This window comes from Microbacterium sp. GXF0217 (genome assembly GCF_054798195.1).
The window spans coordinates 336488-354173 of the sequence record NZ_JBSJZG010000001.1; the positions used below are offsets into that span (position 1 = coordinate 336488).

At 67.6% G+C, this 17686-nt stretch carries 11 protein-coding genes and 1 tRNA gene; 2 read left to right on the forward strand and 10 right to left on the reverse strand.

Annotated features, from left to right (window positions below):
- Window positions 1-25 precede the first annotated feature (25 nt).
- From ACWAT3_RS01745 to polA, 4 genes are all read right to left on the reverse strand, one after another.
- Window positions 26-1375 carry an MFS transporter gene (locus ACWAT3_RS01745; protein ID WP_460795378.1) on the reverse strand — a complete coding sequence of 450 codons (1350 nt, stop codon included), beginning with the start codon at window positions 1373-1375 and terminating at the stop codon, window positions 26-28.
- A gap of 39 nt (window positions 1376-1414) precedes the next feature.
- A complete protein-coding gene (locus ACWAT3_RS01750; protein ID WP_460795380.1) occupies window positions 1415-2443 on the reverse strand; it encodes an LLM class flavin-dependent oxidoreductase in 1029 nt (342 codons plus the stop codon).
- Window positions 2444-2508: 65 nt separating this feature from the next.
- Window positions 2509-4182: a DUF885 domain-containing protein gene (locus ACWAT3_RS01755; protein WP_460795382.1), complete on the reverse strand. Its 1674-nt coding sequence runs from the start codon at window positions 4180-4182 to the stop codon at window positions 2509-2511.
- A gap of 34 nt (window positions 4183-4216) precedes the next feature.
- Window positions 4217-6847 carry a DNA polymerase I gene (polA, locus tag ACWAT3_RS01760; RefSeq protein WP_460795383.1) on the reverse strand — a complete coding sequence of 877 codons (2631 nt, stop codon included), beginning with the start codon at window positions 6845-6847 and terminating at the stop codon, window positions 4217-4219.
- Between the two features lie 63 nt (window positions 6848-6910).
- Here polA and ACWAT3_RS01765 point away from each other — a divergent pair, with 63 nt between their 5' ends.
- Window positions 6911-7315 carry a hotdog fold thioesterase gene (locus ACWAT3_RS01765; protein WP_460795858.1) on the forward strand — a complete coding sequence of 135 codons (405 nt, stop codon included), beginning with the start codon at window positions 6911-6913 and terminating at the stop codon, window positions 7313-7315.
- A gap of 6 nt (window positions 7316-7321) precedes the next feature.
- On the opposite strand, the gene ACWAT3_RS01770 is transcribed toward ACWAT3_RS01765, so the two are convergent.
- Window positions 7322-7948: a GNAT family N-acetyltransferase gene (locus ACWAT3_RS01770; RefSeq protein ID WP_460795384.1), complete on the reverse strand. Its 627-nt coding sequence runs from the start codon at window positions 7946-7948 to the stop codon at window positions 7322-7324.
- Window positions 7858-8475, reverse strand: a complete 618-nt coding sequence (locus ACWAT3_RS01775) for an ANTAR domain-containing response regulator (RefSeq protein WP_429460418.1) — start codon at window positions 8473-8475, stop codon at window positions 7858-7860. Before ACWAT3_RS01775 ends, ACWAT3_RS01770 begins: the two co-directional genes overlap by 91 nt.
- Window positions 8476-8574: 99 nt before the next feature.
- Here ACWAT3_RS01775 and ACWAT3_RS01780 point away from each other — a divergent pair.
- A tRNA-Leu gene (locus tag ACWAT3_RS01780) sits at window positions 8575-8660 on the forward strand.
- Window positions 8661-9339: 679 nt separating this feature from the next.
- Here ACWAT3_RS01780 and ACWAT3_RS01785 read toward each other — a convergent pair.
- From ACWAT3_RS01785 to gltB, 4 genes are read right to left on the reverse strand one after another with little or no spacing between them, the layout of a single operon-like run.
- Window positions 9340-10005: an esterase/lipase family protein gene (locus ACWAT3_RS01785; protein WP_460795386.1), complete on the reverse strand. Its 666-nt coding sequence runs from the start codon at window positions 10003-10005 to the stop codon at window positions 9340-9342.
- 55 nt (window positions 10006-10060) lie between these two features.
- The gene (pyk, locus tag ACWAT3_RS01790; protein WP_460795388.1) at window positions 10061-11512 is read right to left on the reverse strand and encodes a pyruvate kinase; all 1452 of its coding nucleotides are present in this window, start codon (window positions 11510-11512) and stop codon (window positions 10061-10063) included.
- A 54-nt stretch (window positions 11513-11566) separates the two neighbouring features.
- Window positions 11567-13033: a glutamate synthase subunit beta gene (locus tag ACWAT3_RS01795; protein WP_460795390.1), complete on the reverse strand. Its 1467-nt coding sequence runs from the start codon at window positions 13031-13033 to the stop codon at window positions 11567-11569.
- Window positions 13026-17546, reverse strand: coding sequence for a glutamate synthase large subunit (gene gltB / locus ACWAT3_RS01800; RefSeq protein WP_460795860.1), 4521 nt, complete (start codon window positions 17544-17546; stop codon window positions 13026-13028). Before gltB ends, ACWAT3_RS01795 begins: the two co-directional genes overlap by 8 nt.
- Between the last annotated feature and the right edge of the window lie 140 nt (window positions 17547-17686).

Here is a 17686-nt window from a genome sequence, read left to right on the forward strand (position 1 = left end):
TTGCGCGCGGGCGTTCCGGAGCGCGTCAGCGGTCGTCGAGTGCCTTCCCCCTGCGGTCGACGAGCCCCCACACGGCGACCGCGGCGACGACGAACACCGCAGCGAAGATGACGAAGAGCAGTGGAGCGCCCCCAGCGGCGAGCAGCACCGGCACGAGCAGCGGTGCGATGATCGACGCGATCCGGCCGACACCAGCGGCCCATCCGGTGCCGGTCCCCCGCAGCGATGTCGGATAGATCTCGGGCGTGACGGCGTAGAGAGCGCCCCAGGCGCCGAGATTGAAGAACGACAGTGCCATGCCTGTTGCAATGATCGAGACCTCGCCGGTCGCGGTGCCGAACAGCACGGCCGAGATCGCCGAACCCGCGAGGAACACGGAGAGCGTGAGCCGCCGGCCCCACACCTCGATCAGCCACGCCGCGACAGCGTAGCCGGGCAACTGGGCGAGCGTGATCAACAGTGTGAAGCCGAAGGAGCGCACCAGGTCGTACCCGGCATCCACGAGGATGCTGGGGATCCAGATGAAGGCACCGTAGTAGGCGAAGTTGACGCAGAACCAGACCAGCCAGATGCAGATCGTGCGCACGCGGAACTCCGCGTTCCACAGGCTGGTGAGCCGTGCGCGGGTCGTGACGGCCAGCGCGCGGGACGGCGGCTCCTTGCGGATCGCTGGGCCCGTGATGATTCCGGCATCCGCTTCGAAGGTCGAGACGATCCGCTCGGCTTCCGCGATGCGGCCGCGCCCGGCGAGCCAGCGCGGCGACTCGGGCAGACCCCACCGAACGACGATCGCGTAGATCGCGGGAACGGCACCGAGGGCGAAGGCCCAGCGCCAGCCATCGTCGGATGCCGGGATGACGAAGTATCCGATGAGCGCCGCCGCCGTCCACCCGACCGCCCAGAACGCCTCGAGGATGACGATCAGGCGTCCGCGGATCCGGCTCGGCGCGAACTCGCTGACGTAGGTCGAGGCTACCGGCAACTCGGCGCCGAGCCCGAGGCCGACGAAGAACCGCAGCACGAGAAGGGCGGCGACGCCGCCCACGAGGGCGCTCGCGCCGGTGGCGGCACCGTAGATCAGCAGCGTCAGCGCGAAGACCTGCCGCCGACCGAGGCGATCGGCGAGCAACCCGCCGACGCTCGCGCCGATCGCCATGCCGATGAATCCGACGGAGGCGATCCAGCCCGACTCGGTCTTGGTCAGATCCCACTGCTGTGCGAGCACCGCGATGATGAACGAGATGAGCCCGACATCCATCGCATCCAGGGCCCAGCCGATGCCGGAGCCGGTCAGCACCTTCAGGTGGCGCCGCGTGAACGGGAGATCGTCGAGCCGACCGGCGAGAGATGCCCGGCTCGGCAGAGTGTCAGCCATGTCCCTCATCGTAGAGCCGAGCAGGGCTCGCGGCGTGCATCAGCCGGCGAGGAGCTCGCGAACCCGCGGGATCACCTCGGTGCCGTACAGCTCGATGCTCTGCATCATCTGCTCGTGCGAGAGCGTGCCGGTGGCGTATTTCAGATCGAAGCGTCCGAGGCCGAGCGTGCGGACGGTCTCCGCGATCTTCTGGGCGACGCGTTCGGGTGAACCCGAGTAGATCGCACCTGCTGGACCGACATCGTTCTGGAAACGCGCGCGGCTGTAGGGCGGCCAGCCTCGCTCGGCACCGATCGTGTTGTTCATCGCCTCGAAGCCTTCGTAGGCGGCATCCCACGCTTCGTCATCCGTTTGCGCGATGTGGCCGGGCGAGTGCACCGCGACCGGGTGTGATGTGGTGCCGAAGCTGGCCACCGAGCGGTGGTAGAGATCGACGAACGGGGCGAAGCGCGCGGCCGGACCGCCGATGATGGCGAGCATGAGACCCAGGCCGTGACGGGCGACCCGCACGACGGACTCCGGGCTTCCTCCGACACCGACCCACGTGCGCAGCCCGTGCTCGGTCTTGGGGAACACATCGGCGGCGTCGAGCGCAGGCCGCATGGTGCCCGACCACGTGACTGGCTTCTCCTTCAGCAGTTCGACGAACAGGTCGAGCTTCTCCTCGAACAGCGCATCGTAGTCGCGCAGGTCGAAGCCGAAGAGGGGAAAGGACTCGATGAACGATCCGCGCCCGAGGACGACCTCCGCGCGGCCGTTCGAGACGGCATCCAGCGTCGCGAAGCGCTCGTACACGCGCACCGGATCGTCGGAGGACAGCACCGTGACGGCGGTGCCGAGCCGGATGCGCTCGGTGCGCGAAGCGATCGCGGCCAACACCATCTCCGGCGCCGACACGGCGAACTCGGCCCGGTGGTGCTCCCCCACGCCGAAGAAGTCGACGCCGACCTTGTCGGCGAGCTCGGCCTGCTCGACGATATTGCGGATTGTCTGCGATGCCGTGATCAGCATGCCATCCGCGCCCCGCGTGATGTCGCCGAAGGTGTCCAGCCCGAACTCGATGTCCATGTCAACCCTTTCCTATTCAGGTGAATGAACCATGGCGGTCGCCGTGGCATTCCCCCAACCGGAGTTCAGCGCAGCAGGGCGGTTCGCAGCGTGTCGAGTCCGACGCCGCCCATGTCGAGGGCGCGCTTGTGGAAGTCCTTGACGTCGAACCTGTCGCCCTGGCGTGCCTGATACTCGGCGCGCACCTGCTCCCAGATCCGCTGCCCGACCTTGTACGACGGTGCTTGCCCGGGCCAGCCGAGGTAGCGATTGACCTCGAACTGGACGAACTCGTCGGACATGTTCACGTTCTTGCGCATGAAGTCGAGCGCGTAGTCCGCATCCCAGACGCCCTGGCCGTCGAGGCGCGGCTTGTTGAGGTGCACGCCGATGTCGAGCACGACGCGGGCGGCGCGCATGCGCTGTCCGTCCAGCATCCCGAGCCGGTCGGCGGGATCGTCCAGGTAACCGAGTTGCTGCATGAGCCGTTCCGCGTACAGGGCCCAGCCCTCGGCGTGCCCCGATGTGCCGGCGAGCAGGCGTCGCCAGGAGTTCAGCTCCGAGCGGTTGTAGACCGCCTGGGCGATCTGCAGGTGATGGCCGGGAACGCCCTCGTGGTAGACCGTGGTGAGCTCACGCCAGGTGTCGAACTCGGTCACGCCCTCCGGAACCGACCACCACATGCGCCCTGGGCGGGAGAAGTCGTCCGTCGGGCCGGTGTAGTAGATCCCGCCCTCCTGGGTCGGCGCGATCATGCACTCCAGCGTGCGGATCTCCTCCGGGATGTCGAAGTGCGTGGCCCCCAACTCGGCGACGGCGCGATCGCTCGTCGCCTGCATCCACTGCTGCAGCGCCTCCGTGCCGTGGAGCTTGCGCGCCTGATCCGATTCGAGGTGCGCGACGGCCTCCTCGACCGTGGACCCCGGCAGGATCTCGTTCGCGATCGCCGTCTGCTCGGCGACCATGCGCTTCAGCTCCTCGATGCCCCACTCGTACGTCTCATCGAGGTCGATCGTCGCGCCGAGGAATCGCCGCGAGTTCAGGGCGTAGAGGTCGCGCCCGACGGCATCCACTTCGCCGGCGGCATCGGCCATGGTCGTCGCGAGGAATGTGCGCAGTTCGTCGTAGGCGACGCGCGCTGCTGAAGCGTTGTCGGCGAGCGTGCGCGCGAGTGACGCCGGCAGCTCGCCTTCCGCGGGAGCTGCTTCCGCGACGAACGCGGCGAAGAAGCCGTCGTCGGCCGTGTAGCGCTCGATCTGCTTCGCCACCTCGACCGCCTGACGCCTGGCCGGAGTGACGCCGCGGGAGATGCCCTCGCGCAGAGTGGCGGTGTAGCCGCGCAGCGCCGCCGGGATCGCGCCCAGACGCGCGGAGACGATGTCCCAATCGTCGGTCGTCGCGATCGGCATCAGATCGAAGACCGAACGGATGTCCTGCGGTGCCGAAGCGATCACATTGAGATCGCGCAGGTGCCACTGCGCATCGTGCAGTTCGAGCTCGAGCCGCAGTTCGCTGCTCAGATCCGCCTTGGTGACCTCGTCGATCGCGTCGGCGGGCTGCAGGGCATCGAGCTTCGCCAATGTGCGGCGGACTTCGGATGCGTAATGCTCCTGGCCCTCCGGGCTCAGATCGGCATAGCGGTCGTTCGCCTCGTTGCGGCCGATGTACGTGCCCAGAGTCGGCGCGAGGACGGCGAGATCATCGACCCATTCCTCGGCGACCTGATCGATCGCGGTGGGGGTGCGCGGAGTTGTGGTCATCCGTCCAGCGTACTGCGCGCACCCCCGCCGCCACCTAGTGCGCTGCCTCGTTCCAGTCGTGCCCTCGACCGACCTGGACGTCCAGCGGGACGGAGAGATCCGCGGCATCCGCCATGCGGGTGCGCACGATCTGCTCGGCGGCGTCCCACTCCCCCGGCCCGACCTCGACCACGAGTTCGTCGTGGATCTGCAGGAGCACGCGCGAACGCAGCCCTGCCGAGACCAGATCCTCGTGAATGCGGAACAGCGCGATTTTCATGATGTCGGCCGCGCTCCCTTGGATCGGTGCATTGAGCGCCGCCCGCTCCGCGTTCTCCCTGAGGACACGGTTGGGGCTGGTGAGGTCGGGGAACGGTCGGCGACGGCCGAAGATCGTCTCGGTGTACCCGACCTCCTTGGCCGCGAGCACCGACGCGCGCAGGTAATCGCGCACGGCACCGAACCGCGCGAAGTACTCGAGCATGAGCTGCTTGGCCTCGGCCTGTTCGATGCGCAGCTGCTTGGAGAGCCCGAAGGCGCTGAGACCATAGACGAGACCGTACGACATCGCCTTGACCTTGGTGCGCATCGCTGACGTCACATCCGCCGGGTCGACGCCGAACACTCTGGCCCCGACGAAGCGGTGCAGGTCCTCGCCGCTGTTGAACGCCTCGATGAGCCCCTCGTCGCCGGACAGGTGCGCCATGATGCGCATCTCGATCTGCGAGTAGTCCGCGGTGAGCAGGGTCTCGTAGCCCTCGCCGACCTGGAACGCGCTGCGGATGCGCCGCGACTCCTCAGTGCGCACGGGAATGTTCTGCAGGTTCGGATCGGTGCTGGACAGCCGACCGGTCTGGCTGCCGGTCTGCACGTACGTGGTGTGGATGCGGTGGTCGTCCTTGATCGCGGTGTCGAGCGACTCGATGATCTGCCGCAGCTTTGTCGCCTCGCGGTGCTGGGACAGCTGCTCGAGGAACGGGTGCGGGCTCTTCTCCTGGATGTCGGCCAGCGACGCGGCATCCGTGGAGTAGCCGGTTTTCGTCTTGCGTGTCTTCGGGAGCTGCAGCTCTTCGAACAGCACCTCCTGCAGCTGCTTCGGCGAACCGAGGTTGACCTCGCGCCCGATCGTGGCGAAGGCATCCTGAGCGATCGCATCTGCGCGCGAGCCGAGCTCTCCCGAGAACGCCGAGAGGACATCGTGCGATACGGCCACGCCGGCGATCTCCATGTCGGCGAGTGCGAGGAGCGTGGGCAGCTCGATGTCGGTGAGCACGGCCGCGACGGACTCCGGAAGGTCGGAGCGCAGCGCCGTTGCGGTCCGCAGGGTGAACCAGGCCTCCTGCGCCGGGGTCGCGCCGTCGGTCTCGGGGACGAGTTGGGTGGGGTCCGCCTCGGGGAGCTTCTCGCCGAGGTAGCGTTCGACGAGGTTCCCGAGCGTCTTGTCCGGGAAGCTCGGGCGCAGGAGCCAGCCGGCGAGGCTCGTGTCGTACGCGAGGCCGCCGATGCGGATGCCGGCGCGCAGCAGCGCCTTCACCTGCGGCTTGGCATCGTGCATGGCCTTCGGTGCCGTCGACTCGAGCCAGGCGCGCAGAGCCTCTGCCGTCTCAGCATTCCAGTCGACCTCGTGCAGGCCCGCGCTTCCGGCGACGCCGATGCGGATGGGAAGCCCGCCGGCGAGCACCAGCGTGACAGCGAGCTCATCGCTCTGCTCGGACAGCCACGCGGCGATGTCGCCGGCCGACGCTCCGGCCGGCGCGGGGATCGCGACGGCCGGAGCGTCGTCCTCGACCGCTTCCGCGCCGACCGCCTCGAACACGCGTGGCAGCAGTGTGCGGAACTCCAGTCGCGCGAAGATGTCGCGCACGGCCTGTGCGTCGATCGGAGTGACGATGAGGTCGCCGGGGGCGAGGGGCAGCTCGACGTCGGTGAGCAGACGGTTCAGTCGGCGGTTGCGGCGCACGTCATCAATGTGATCGCGCAGGTTGCCGCCGACCACGCCCTTGATCTCGTCCGCGCGTTCGATGAGCTCGTCGAGGCTGCCGAACTGTGTCAGCCACTTCACGGCGGTCTTCTCGCCCACCTTCGGCACCCCGGGAAGGTTGTCGCTGGTCTCGCCGACGAGAGCGGCGATGTCGGGGTACTGCTCCGGTCGAACGCCGTAGCGCTCCTGGACCGCGGCCGGGTCGTAGCGCTTCAGCTGAGACACGCCCTGCACGGACGGATACAGCAGGGTCACCTCGTCGTTCACCAGCTGGATCGTGTCGCGGTCGCCAGAGACGACCAGCACGTCGTACCCCTGTGCCGAGCCCTGCTGCGCCAGCGTCGCGAGGATGTCATCGGCCTCGATGCCCTCTTTCGTGAGCACCGGGATCGACATCGCCGCGAGGCAGTCCTGCAGGAGCGGAATCTGGCCGCGGAACTCCTGCGGCGTCTCGGAGCGGGTGGCCTTGTACTCGGGGTACTCGTCGGTGCGGAACGAGTGCCGTGACGTGTCGAACGCGATCGCCATGTGCGTCGGCTTCTCGGCCTTGATGAGGTTGACCAGCATGGACAGGAAGCCGTAGATGGCGTTCGTGTGCTGGTTGTCCTTCGTCGTGAAGTTCTCGACCGGGAGCGCGAAGAAAGCACGATAGGCGAGCGAATGGCCGTCGACGACCATGAGGGTAGGCTTTGCGGAGTCCGTCACCCTGTCAGCCTAACGAGGACGACAGACACGCGCTGAGGAGGATCAGTGAGCGACAGCATCCAGATGACCGGCCTGGAGTGGGCGACCGCACGGGGCATGGGAGCCCTGGCCGAGAAGATGGGCATCGAGTTCACCGAGTTTGCCGTCGACCGCGCGGTCGCGACGATGCCCGTCGAGGGCAACACGCAGCCGGTCGGGCTCCTGCACGGCGGTGCGTACGTCGTCCTGGGCGAGTCGCTGGGCTCGATGGCCGCGAATCTGCATGCGGGACCGGGGCGCCTTGCCGTGGGCATCGACATCAACGCCACGCACACGCGCTCGGCCACCTCGGGAACCGTCACCGGTGTGTGCACGCCGATCCACCTGGGTCGCAGCATGACCGTGCACGAGATCGCGATCTCCGATGATCAGGGGCGCCGCTGCTCGACGGTCCGCATCACGAACCTGATCAAGGATCTGCCCGCCTGAGCGTGCTCAGGGCGTGAGGATGCGCTGGAGCAGGATGTGATCCTGCCACTCCCCCGCGATGTGCAGGTACTTCGGGGCGACGCCGATCCGTTCGAAGCCGTTGGCCGCGAGCACGCGCTGCGACGCCGTGTTGTGCAGCAGCGTCGCCGCCTGCAGCCGGTGCAGCTGCAGAACGGATGCCGCGTGCGCGCGCGCTGCGGCGACCGCACGCGTCATCAGCCCTCGACCGGACAGTGCGCCGTCGATCCAGTAGCCGAGGTCCGCGCTCCAGAACGCACCGCGCACGATGTTGTTGACGTTGACGCGACCGACGATGGTGTGTTCGGCGTCGTCGACCAGGACGAAACGAGCGCTTCGCCCGGCATCCGCTTCGACGAGTGAAGTCGCGACGTGCGCCTCCTGCCAGTCCGACGTGAAGAAGTCGTCCTCACGGAGCGGATCCCACGGCGCCAGATGCTGACTGTTGCGCTGGTATGCAGCAGCGAGCATCTCCCCGTCGCCGGGTTCCAGCAGACGGAGGCGGATGCCTGACGCGAGGTCTATCAGGCCTTCTTCGGAGCGAGCTGCTCGATGATCGCCTTCGCGACATCCTGCATCGTGAGACGGCGGTCCATGGATGCCTTCTGGATCCACCGGAAGGCCTCGGGCTCACTCAGGCCCATCTTCTCGTTCAGCAGGCCCTTGGCGCGATCCACGAGCTTGCGAGTCTCGAAGCGCTCGACCATGTCGGCGACCTCGGCCTCGAGCGTGATGATCTGCTCGTGGCGGGCCAGCGCGATCTCGATCGCGGGAAGCAGGTCGTTCGGCGTGAACGGCTTGACGACATACGCCAGGGCGCCGGCTTCGCTTGCGCGCTCGACGAGCTCCTTCTGGCTGAATGCAGTCAGTAGCACGACGGGAGCGATGTTTCCCTTGTGCAGCTTCTCGGCGGCGCTGATGCCGTCTAGCTGCGGCATCTTGACATCCATGATGACCAGATCGGGGCGGAGCTCGGTCGCGAGCGCGACGGCGGTCTCGCCATCTCCGGCCTCTCCGACCACATCGAATCCGTTGTCTCGCAGGATCTCGACGATGTCGAGACGGATCAGCGATTCGTCTTCAGCGACGACGACCCGTCGCGGAGCGGATGCCGTGGACTGTTCAGCCTGTTCTTCGGTCACCCGTTCATTCTACGGGAGAGCGGGCGTTCTCCGGACGCAGGCGCGGCGGCGACGGCGGAGAGCGCATGATCCTGCGCTACAGTCGTAGACGCGATACAGGCCGGCGTGGCGGAATGGCAGACGCGGAGCACTCAAAATGCTTTGTCCGAAAGGGCGTGTGGGTTCGAGTCCCACCGCCGGCACCAGAACATCGAAGAACTGAGACGCAGCATCGCGAGCGTCAGCGTTCTGCGTGTGCCCGGGGGCACCGCGCCCGGATCACTTCACCAGAGTGGGAACCGATGACCAACCCTGTCGTTCGTCACCTCGAGACGTCGAGCAAGAGGCGAGCCCTGGCTTCTGTCGCCAGCGCGATTAGCATCGAGGCCCTCGGCATCTTCGGGGCGTAGTGGTTTCTGTCGAGGTCGGAACCTGATCTCATGGGGGCGTCGCTGACCCTCATCGCGACCCGGCGGTAGTGCTCGTGGTACTGACGCCTGCGTTCAGAACGCTCACGCTGACGGGTCACACCCATCTCCGCAGCGAGTTCCTCGGGAGCGTCTGCCCGTCGCGGGGTTGGAGCGTGAGTTCGGTCCAGCATCCGCCGCTCGCGCAGTCACTGCTCTCCCGGAGAAGTTCGACACCTGCCGGAAGAACGACCGCTGACGCGGGTGGAACAGCTCCCTGAGCACCGCAAGCAGGCCGGCGGACACGGCGCCCCAGACGTATCACGAGGCCGATTCGACGCGTGCTCGTCCGAGAGCGAGCCGGCGAGTCTTCGCGAATCGACGAGATCATCGGGTCCGGCGTGAACGCCATGAGCCAAGTCTCCCCCCGAGCATCCGAATCGAGACGGATGCCGCGTCGAAACGCGGCCCGCTCCGATCAGTCCGCGAGTTCTTCGAGCTCGTCGAGGATGCGGGGATGCGTGAGCACCCAGAAGTGGCCGCCGGTGTCGAGCGGCACGTTCTTCGCGCCGGACAGTTCGCTGCCCTCGGGAATGTGGGGATCGAACCGCGGATAGATCGACACGATCCGGGTGTTCGCGTCCAGCTCCCTGGCGAGCTCGACGATCGCGGGATCCAGCGGAGAGAACGCCCGCAGTGTGCGCCACGGCATGATCCGTCCCCACGCGGACCCCTGGAAGGGCGTCGCGATCGCCAGCATGGCGCGGATGCGGCCGCCGGCCGTTCCCGTCATGGCGAGCTTTCCCGCCAGACCGCCCTTGCTGTGGGCGACGATGATCACGTCCTGCAGATCGGCGCTCTCGAGGAACTCCGTCACATCTGCCGCGATCTCCAGGATCGGACGTCGGTTGCGGTGCAGCGCCCGCACGATATGCACGGGGTGACCGCTCTCGTGCATCGCCGTCACGAGAGGCCGCATGAACTGCCAGGTCTCGTACACGCCGGGAAGCACGATGACGGGAAGCCGCGAGCCCGAGGCGTAGGACTCGGGGTCCGTCCGATCGACGTAGGCCCGCGCCTGCCACGCGAGCGCGTAGGCGTAGTCGCGGACCCACCACCCCGCGCGGCGCAGCAGGTTCGTCATCGCAGGAACGTCGAGGGGAGCGAGATCGCGGACCCGCTCCCCTCGACGCCGCGCATCAGACCCCTGCGGCCTTGTAGATCGGAGCGGCGCCGCCGACGGCATCCCCGACCTTGTGGACGCGGATGTCGTTCGTCGAGCCGACGATTCCGGGAGGGGATCCGGAGATCACGACGACCTTGTCGCCTTCGGTGGCGAGGCCGTTGCCGAGCAGGTAGTCGTCGACCTGGTGGAACATCAGGTCGGTGTGCTGCACGACCTCGACGAGGTTCGATCGGATGCCCCAGGTGAGCGCCATGCGGCGACGGATGCCGGGCTCCGGCGTGAACGCGATCATCGGAATGCGCGAGCGCAGTCGCGACAGGCGGCGTGCCGAATCGCCGGACTGCGTGAACACGCACAGGAACTTCGCGTCGACGAACTCGGCGACCTCGAGGGCCGCGAGCGTGATGGCCCCGCCCTGCGTCTTCGGCTTGTTCGTGAGACGACCGATGCGCTCCAGGCCGTGCTCCTCCGTGGACTCGACGATGCGCGCCATGGTCTCGACGACCACGATGGGGTACTCCCCCACGCTCGTTTCGCCGGACAGCATGACCGCGTCGGCGCCGTCCAGGACGGCGTTGGCGACGTCGCTGGTCTCGGCGCGCGTCGGAACCGGGCTGGAGATCATCGACTCGAGCATCTGCGTGGCGACGATGACAGGCTTCGCGTTGCGACGGGCCAGCTCGATAGCGCGCTTCTGCACGATCGGGACCGCCTCGAGCGGCAGCTCGACGCCGAGATCGCCACGGGCGACCATGATGCCGTCGAACGCGTCGACGATCTCTTCGAGCGCGTCGACGGCCTGCGGCTTCTCGATCTTGGCGATGACGGGGACCTTGACGCCCTCTTCGGCCATGATCTCGTGCACGCGGACGACATCCGAGGCGTTGCGGACGAACGACAGCGCGATGAGGTCGGCACCGATCTTCAGACCCCAGCGGAGGTCCGCTTCGTCCTTCTCGCTCAGCGCGGGCACGTTGACGGCGACACCGGGCAGGTTGATTCCCTTGTTGTTCGACACGGCACCGGCGACGATGACCTTGGTCGTGACGACAGTGCCGTCGGTTTCGACGACCTCGACTCGGACCTTGCCGTCGTCGATGAGCAGGAAGTCACCGGGCTTGACGTCCTGCGGCAGGCCCTTGAACGTGGTTCCGCAGATCTCGCGGTTGCCGATGATGTCCTCGATGGTGATCTTGAAGATGTCACCGACCTCGAGCTCGTAGGGGCCGGCCTCGAACTTGCCGAGACGGATCTTCGGGCCCTGCAGATCGACGAGCACGGCCACGGCCTTGCCTGCGTCGTCGGCGGCGCGGCGCACGTTGGCGTAGTTGGCGTCGTGGACGGAGTAGTCGCCGTGGCTGAGGTTCAGTCGGGCGACATCCACTCCGGCTTCGATGATGGCCCGCACGTTCTCATAGGAACTCGTTGCGGGGCCGAGGGTGGCGACGATTTTCGCGCGTCTCAACAGAAGTCTCCAGGGTAGAAGATGAATGGAACTGGCGACGGTGCCGCAGTCAGCCTACGCGGGCTGCAGACCGATCGCGACATCCGTCGGACGCACCGGTGCAGGCAGCACCGTCTCGCCCATCAGGAAGCGGTCAACGCTCGCCGCGGCGGCACGCCCCTCGGCGATCGCCCACACGATGAGCGACTGCCCGCGGCCGGCGTCTCCGGCCACGAACACGCCGGGGATCGTCGACTCATAGGCGTCGTCGCGCTGGAAGTTGCCGCGGTCGGTGACCTGGGGCAGCGTCTCCTCGGTGTACCCGTCCTGCTCGGGGCCGGTGAAGCCCATCGCGATCAGGATGAGGTCGGCGGGGATCTCGCGCTCTGTGCCGCTCTTGGGCACACGACGGCCGTCCACGAACTCGGTTTCGGCGACGCGCAGCGCGCGCACCTCACCGGCGTCGTTGGAGAGGAACTCGACGGTCGACGCGAGATACATCCGCTCGCCGCCCTCCTCGTGCGCCGAGGACACCTCGAACACGGTCGGCATCATGGGCCACGGCTGGTGATCCGGCCGGGTGTCGCCCGGCTGACGGCCGATCGCGAGGTTCGTGACGCTGAGCGCACCCTGGCGGTGGGCGGTGCCGATGCAGTCGGCTCCGGTGTCACCGCCGCCGATCACGACGACGTGCTTGCCTTCGGCCGTGATCTGGTTGGCGACCTTGTCGCCGGCGACCGCATGGTTCGATTCGACGAGGTACTCCATCGCGAAGTGCACGCCGTCCAGGTCGCGACCCGGAATCGCCAGGTCGCGCGGAACGGTCGATCCGGTCGCGATGACGACCGCGTCGTACCGGGCGCGCAGGTCGGCCCAGCTGATGTCCTTGCCGATCTCGACGCCGGCGCGGAAGCGCGTGCCCTCCTCCTGCATCTGGCGAAGGCGCGTCTCGACGTGGCTCTTCTCCATCTTGAAGTCGGGGATGCCGTAGCGCAGCAGGCCGCCGATGCGGTCGTCGCGCTCGAACACGGCGACGGTGTGCCCTGCACGTGTCAGCTGCTGGGCCGCGGCGAGTCCTGCAGGACCCGAGCCGACGACCGCGACGGTCTTGCCGGTGAGCCGCTCCGGCGGCTCGGCCTCGACCCAGCCGTGCGAGAACGCCTCGTCGACGATCGAGACCTCGATCTGCTTGATGGTCACCGCAGGCTGGTTGATGCCGAGTACGCACGAGCTCTCGCACGGCGCTGGGCACAGCCGACCGGTGAACTCCGGGAAGTTGTTCGTCGCGTGCAGACGTTCGATCGCCGAGCGGCCCTCGCCGCGCCAGGTGAGATCGTTCCACTCCGGGATCAGGTTGCCCAGCGGGCAGCCGGAATGGCAGAACGGGACGCCGCAGTCCATGCAGCGGCCGGCCTGGCGGCGCAGCACCGCCTGGTCACCCGCCTCGTAGACCTCTTTCCAGTCCATGATGCGAACCGGGACGGGGCGGCGGGCGGGAAGCTCGCGCTCCGTCACCTTCAGAAAGCCCTTGGGGTCAGCCACCGGTCACCTCCAGGATCCGGTTCCAGATGACGTCGCCGTCCGGGTCGAGCCCGGCCTGTTCCGCCTCCTGGCGCATGTTCTGCACCGCGGCGAAGTCGCGCGGAAGCACCTTGACGAACTCATTCGCCACGTTGTCGAAATCGGCGAGCATGTCTGCCGCCAACGGGGATGCCGTGCGCTCGACGTGCTCCGTGAGAAGGCTCCGGAGCACCTCGAGGTCGGCGCGATCGAGCTGCTCGAGACGCAGCTCGCCGCTGTCCAGGGACTGCGCGTTGATCTTGTCCGTGCGCAGCGCGTGGATGTACGCGATGCCGCCCGACATCCCGGCGCCGAGGTTGCGGCCCGTCGTCCCGAGGATCACGGCGAGGCCACCGGTCATGTACTCCAGCGCGTGGTCGCCCACGCCCTCGACGACGGCCGTGGCACCCGAGTTGCGCACCAGGAACCGTTCGCCGACGACACCGGAGATGAAGATCGTCCCGCCGGTCGCGCCGTAGCCGATCACGTTGCCGGCGATGACGTTCTCCTGCGGCACGATCGTCGCTCCGCGAGGCGGACGGATCGTGATGTCGCCACCGGAGAGACCCTTGCCGACGTAGTCGTTCGCGTCGCCCTCCAGACGCAGGGCGATGCCGGCGGGCATGAACGCGCCCAGCGACTGTCCTGCGGTGCCGGTGAGCGTCACGTCGATCGTCTCGCGCGCCAGACCTGCCGCGCCGTAGCGCGATGTGACCTCGTGGCCGAGCATCGTGCCGACAGCGCGCTCGGTGTTGCGGATCGGCAGCTCGACGAGGACGGGTGAACCGTCCGCGAGCGCCTCCTGCGCCATCTCGATCAGTTGGACGTCGAAGTGCTCGTCCAGTTCATGGTTCTGCTCGCGGCCGCTGCGGCGGGGCTCGGATGCCGGGAAAACCGGTCCCTCGAGGATCGGCGACAGATCCAGTCCGTCGGTCTTCCAGTGCGCGATCGCCGCGTTGGTCTCGATGAGGTCGCTGCGGCCGATGATCTCGTCCAGCGAGCGGTACCCCAGCTCGGCGAGGATCTCGCGCACCTCTTCGGCGATGAACTCCATGAAGTTCACGACGAACTCGGGCTTTCCGGTGAAGCGCTCGCGGAGCACCGGGTTCTGCGTCGCGACGCCCACGGGGCAGGTGTCGAGGTGGCAGACGCGCATCATGATGCATCCGCTCACGACGAGCGGAGCCGTCGCGAAGCCGAACTCCTCGGCGCCCAGCAGCGCGCCGATGATGACGTCGCGCCCGGTCTTGAGCTGACCGTCCACCTGGACGACGACGCGGTCGCGCATGCCGTTGAGCATGAGCGTCTGCTGCGTCTCGGCGAGACCGAGCTCCCACGGGGTGCCCGCGTGCTTGAGCGAGTTCAACGGGCTCGCACCGGTGCCACCATCGTGTCCGGAGACCAGGATGACGTCGCTGAGCGCCTTCGCGACGCCGGCGGACACCGCGCCGATACCGGACTGGCTCACCAGCTTGGTGTGGATGCGGGCCTCGGGGTTCGCGCGCTTCAGGTCGAAGATCAGCTGCTTGAGGTCTTCGATCGAGTAGATGTCGTGGTGGGGCGGGGGCGAGATCAGACCGACACCAGCCGTGGCGTGACGCGTCCGAGCCACCCACGGGTAGACCTTGCCGGGGGGCAGCTGGCCGCCCTCACCTGGCTTGGCGCCCTGCGCGAGCTTGATCTGGATGTCGTCGGCCTCGGTGAGGTACTGGCTGGTCACGCCGAATCGGCCGGATGCCACCTGCTTGATCGAGCTGCGGCGTTCGGGGTCGATCAGACGATCCGGCTCTTCGCCGCCCTCGCCGGTGTTCGACTTGCCGCCGATGCGGTTCATCGCGATCGCGAGCGTCTCGTGGGCCTCGCGGGAGATCGAGCCGTAGCTCATCGCGCCGGTGGAGAACCGCTTCACGATCTCGCTGACCGGCTCGACCTCGTCGAGCGGCACCGGCTTGCGGTGCCCGGTGCGCAGCGAGAACAGTCCGCGGAGCGTCTTCAGCTCGGAGGCCTGGTCGTCCACGAGCTTCGTGTACTCGCGGAAGATGTCGTATCGACGGGTGCGGGTCGAATGCTGCAGCCGGAAGACGGTCTCCGGGTTGAACAGGTGCGGCGAGCCGTCGCGACGCCACTGGTACTCGCCGCCGGTCCACAGCCGCTCATGAGCGCGTGCCGCGGCATCCTCGGGGTAGGCGTAGTCGTGACGCGCCTGGTTCTCGGCGTAGACCTCGTCGACGCCGATGCCGCCGAGCTTGGTCTCGGTGCCCGTGAAGTAGGCGTCGACGATCTCCTGGCTCAGGCCGACGGCCTCGAACACCTGGGCGCCGGCGTACGACGACACCGTGGAGATGCCCATCTTCGACATGATCTTCAGCACGCCCTTGCCCAGCGCGTAGATCAGGTTGCGGACGGCCTTCTCGGGCGAGATGCCGGTGATGAAGCCGGTGCGCACCAGGTGCTCGACCGTCTCCATCGCCAGGTACGGGTTCACCGCCGAAGCGCCGTAGCCGATCAGCGTCGCGACGTGGTGCACCTCGCGGACATCGCCCGCCTCCACGATGAGACCGACCTTCATGCGGTTCTCACGGCGGATGAGGTGGTGGTGGATCGCCGACACCATCAGCAGGGACGGGATCGGAACGAGGTCCTTGTTGGAGTCGCGGTCCGAGAGGATGACGAACTCGGCGCCGTCCTCGATCGCGGCATCCACCTCGGCGCACATCTCCTCGATGCGGTCGGGCATCGACTGCGGGCCCGCATCGAAGTGGTAGAGACCGCGGATCGTGACGGAACGCCGTGCCGGCATCGCCTTGTCGATGTGCCGGATCTTCGCCAGCTCGTCGTTGTCGATGACCGGGAAATCGAGCGTCACGGTGTGCGCGTGGTCCGGACCCCAGCTGAGCAGGTTGCGCTCCGGTCCGAGTCCGAGCTTGAGGCTCGTGACGACCTCTTCGCGGATCGAGTCCAGCGGCGGGTTGGTCACCTGAGCGAACTGCTGCGTGAAGTAGTCGAACAGCAGACGAGGACGCTCGCTGAGGACGGCGATGGGTGTGTCCGATCCCATGGCGCCGAGCGGCTCCGCACCGTTCTGACCCATCGGGGTCAGCAGGATGCGCACCTCTTCCTCGGTGTAGCCGAAGGTGCGCTGGCGGCGCGTGATGGATGCCGGCGGATGCACGATGTGCTCGCGCTCCGGCAGATCTGCCAGACGCACCGAACCCTCGTCGAGCCACTCCTGCCAGGGGTGCAGCGTTGCGAGGTGCTGCTTGATCTCGGCATCCTCGACGATGCGGCCTGCGGCCGTGTCGACGACGAACATCTTGCCGGGCTGCAGTCGGCCGCGGCGCTTGATGCGCTCCGGCTCGAACTCGAGCACACCGGTCTCGGATCCGATCACGACGAGCCCGTCGGTGGTCTCCGTCCAGCGTCCGGGGCGCAGACCGTTGCGGTCGAGCGTCGCACCGACGAGCGTGCCGTCGGTGAAGATGAGCGCGGCGGGCCCGTCCCACGGCTCCATCTGGTTCGAGTGGTACTCGTAGAAGGCGCGCAGCTCCGGCGAGATGTCGGCCTGCTTCTCGTACGCTTCGGGAACCATCATCATGATGGCGTGCGGAAGGCTGCGTCCGGTGAGGGTGAGCAGCTCGAGCACCTCGTCGAAGGATGCCGAGTCGCTGGCGCCGTCTGTGCAGATGGGCAGCAGCGGGCGGATGTCGCCGAGCAGCTCGGATTCGAGCTGCGACTGGCGGGCGCGCATCCAGTTGCGGTTGCCGCCGACGGTGTTGATCTCACCGTTGTGCGCGAGCATCCGCAGCGGCTGCGCGAGCGGCCAGGACGGGAAGGTGTTGGTGGAGTAGCGCGAGTGCACGACGGCGAGTTCGCTGGCGAAGCGCTCATCCTGCAGATCGGGGTAGAACGGCTCGAGCTGCAGCGTGGTGACCATGCCCTTGTAGCCGAGGGTGCGGCTGGACAGCGAGACGAAGTAGGCGCCGATCTCGTGCCCTGCGCGCTTGCGGAGCCGGTAGGCGACGCGGTCGAGCTCGATCCCCGACAGCGCAGGGACATCGCCCTTCGCCGGTCGGGCGACGAAGAGCTGCTCGAACGCGGGACGGGCCTCGTCCGCGAGCTTGCCGAGGTGCTCGTTGACGGTGGGGACGACACGCCAGCCGAGAACCGTGAGTCCCTCTTCGCGAGCGATCTTCTCGACGCCCGCCTTCTGGGTGCGGCGCTCCCCCGCGTGCAGCGGGAGGAAGGCGAGTCCGACGGCGTACTCGCCGACCGGAGGCAGTTCGAATCCGGCCACCGCCCGAAGGAACTCGTCCGGCATCTGGGTCAGGATGCCCGCGCCGTCACCGGTGCCGGCATCCGAGCCGATGGCGCCGCGGTGCTCGAGGTTGCGCAGTGCTTCGAGAGCCTGCTGGATGATGTCGTGCCCAGGCGTACCGCGGAGAGTCGCGACCATGGCGAGGCCACAGGCGTCCTTCTCGAACGCCGGGTTGTACATGCCCTGCTTCGGGGGGTAGGCGCCGGAGGCGCCGTAGGGAGGCTGGAAGTACACCAGTTACCGTCCTCAGATATTCAAGTGACACCGGGGACGACGTCGGCCCGCTCGTTCAGTGCAATGGATCTCCCGCTACGAGGCGG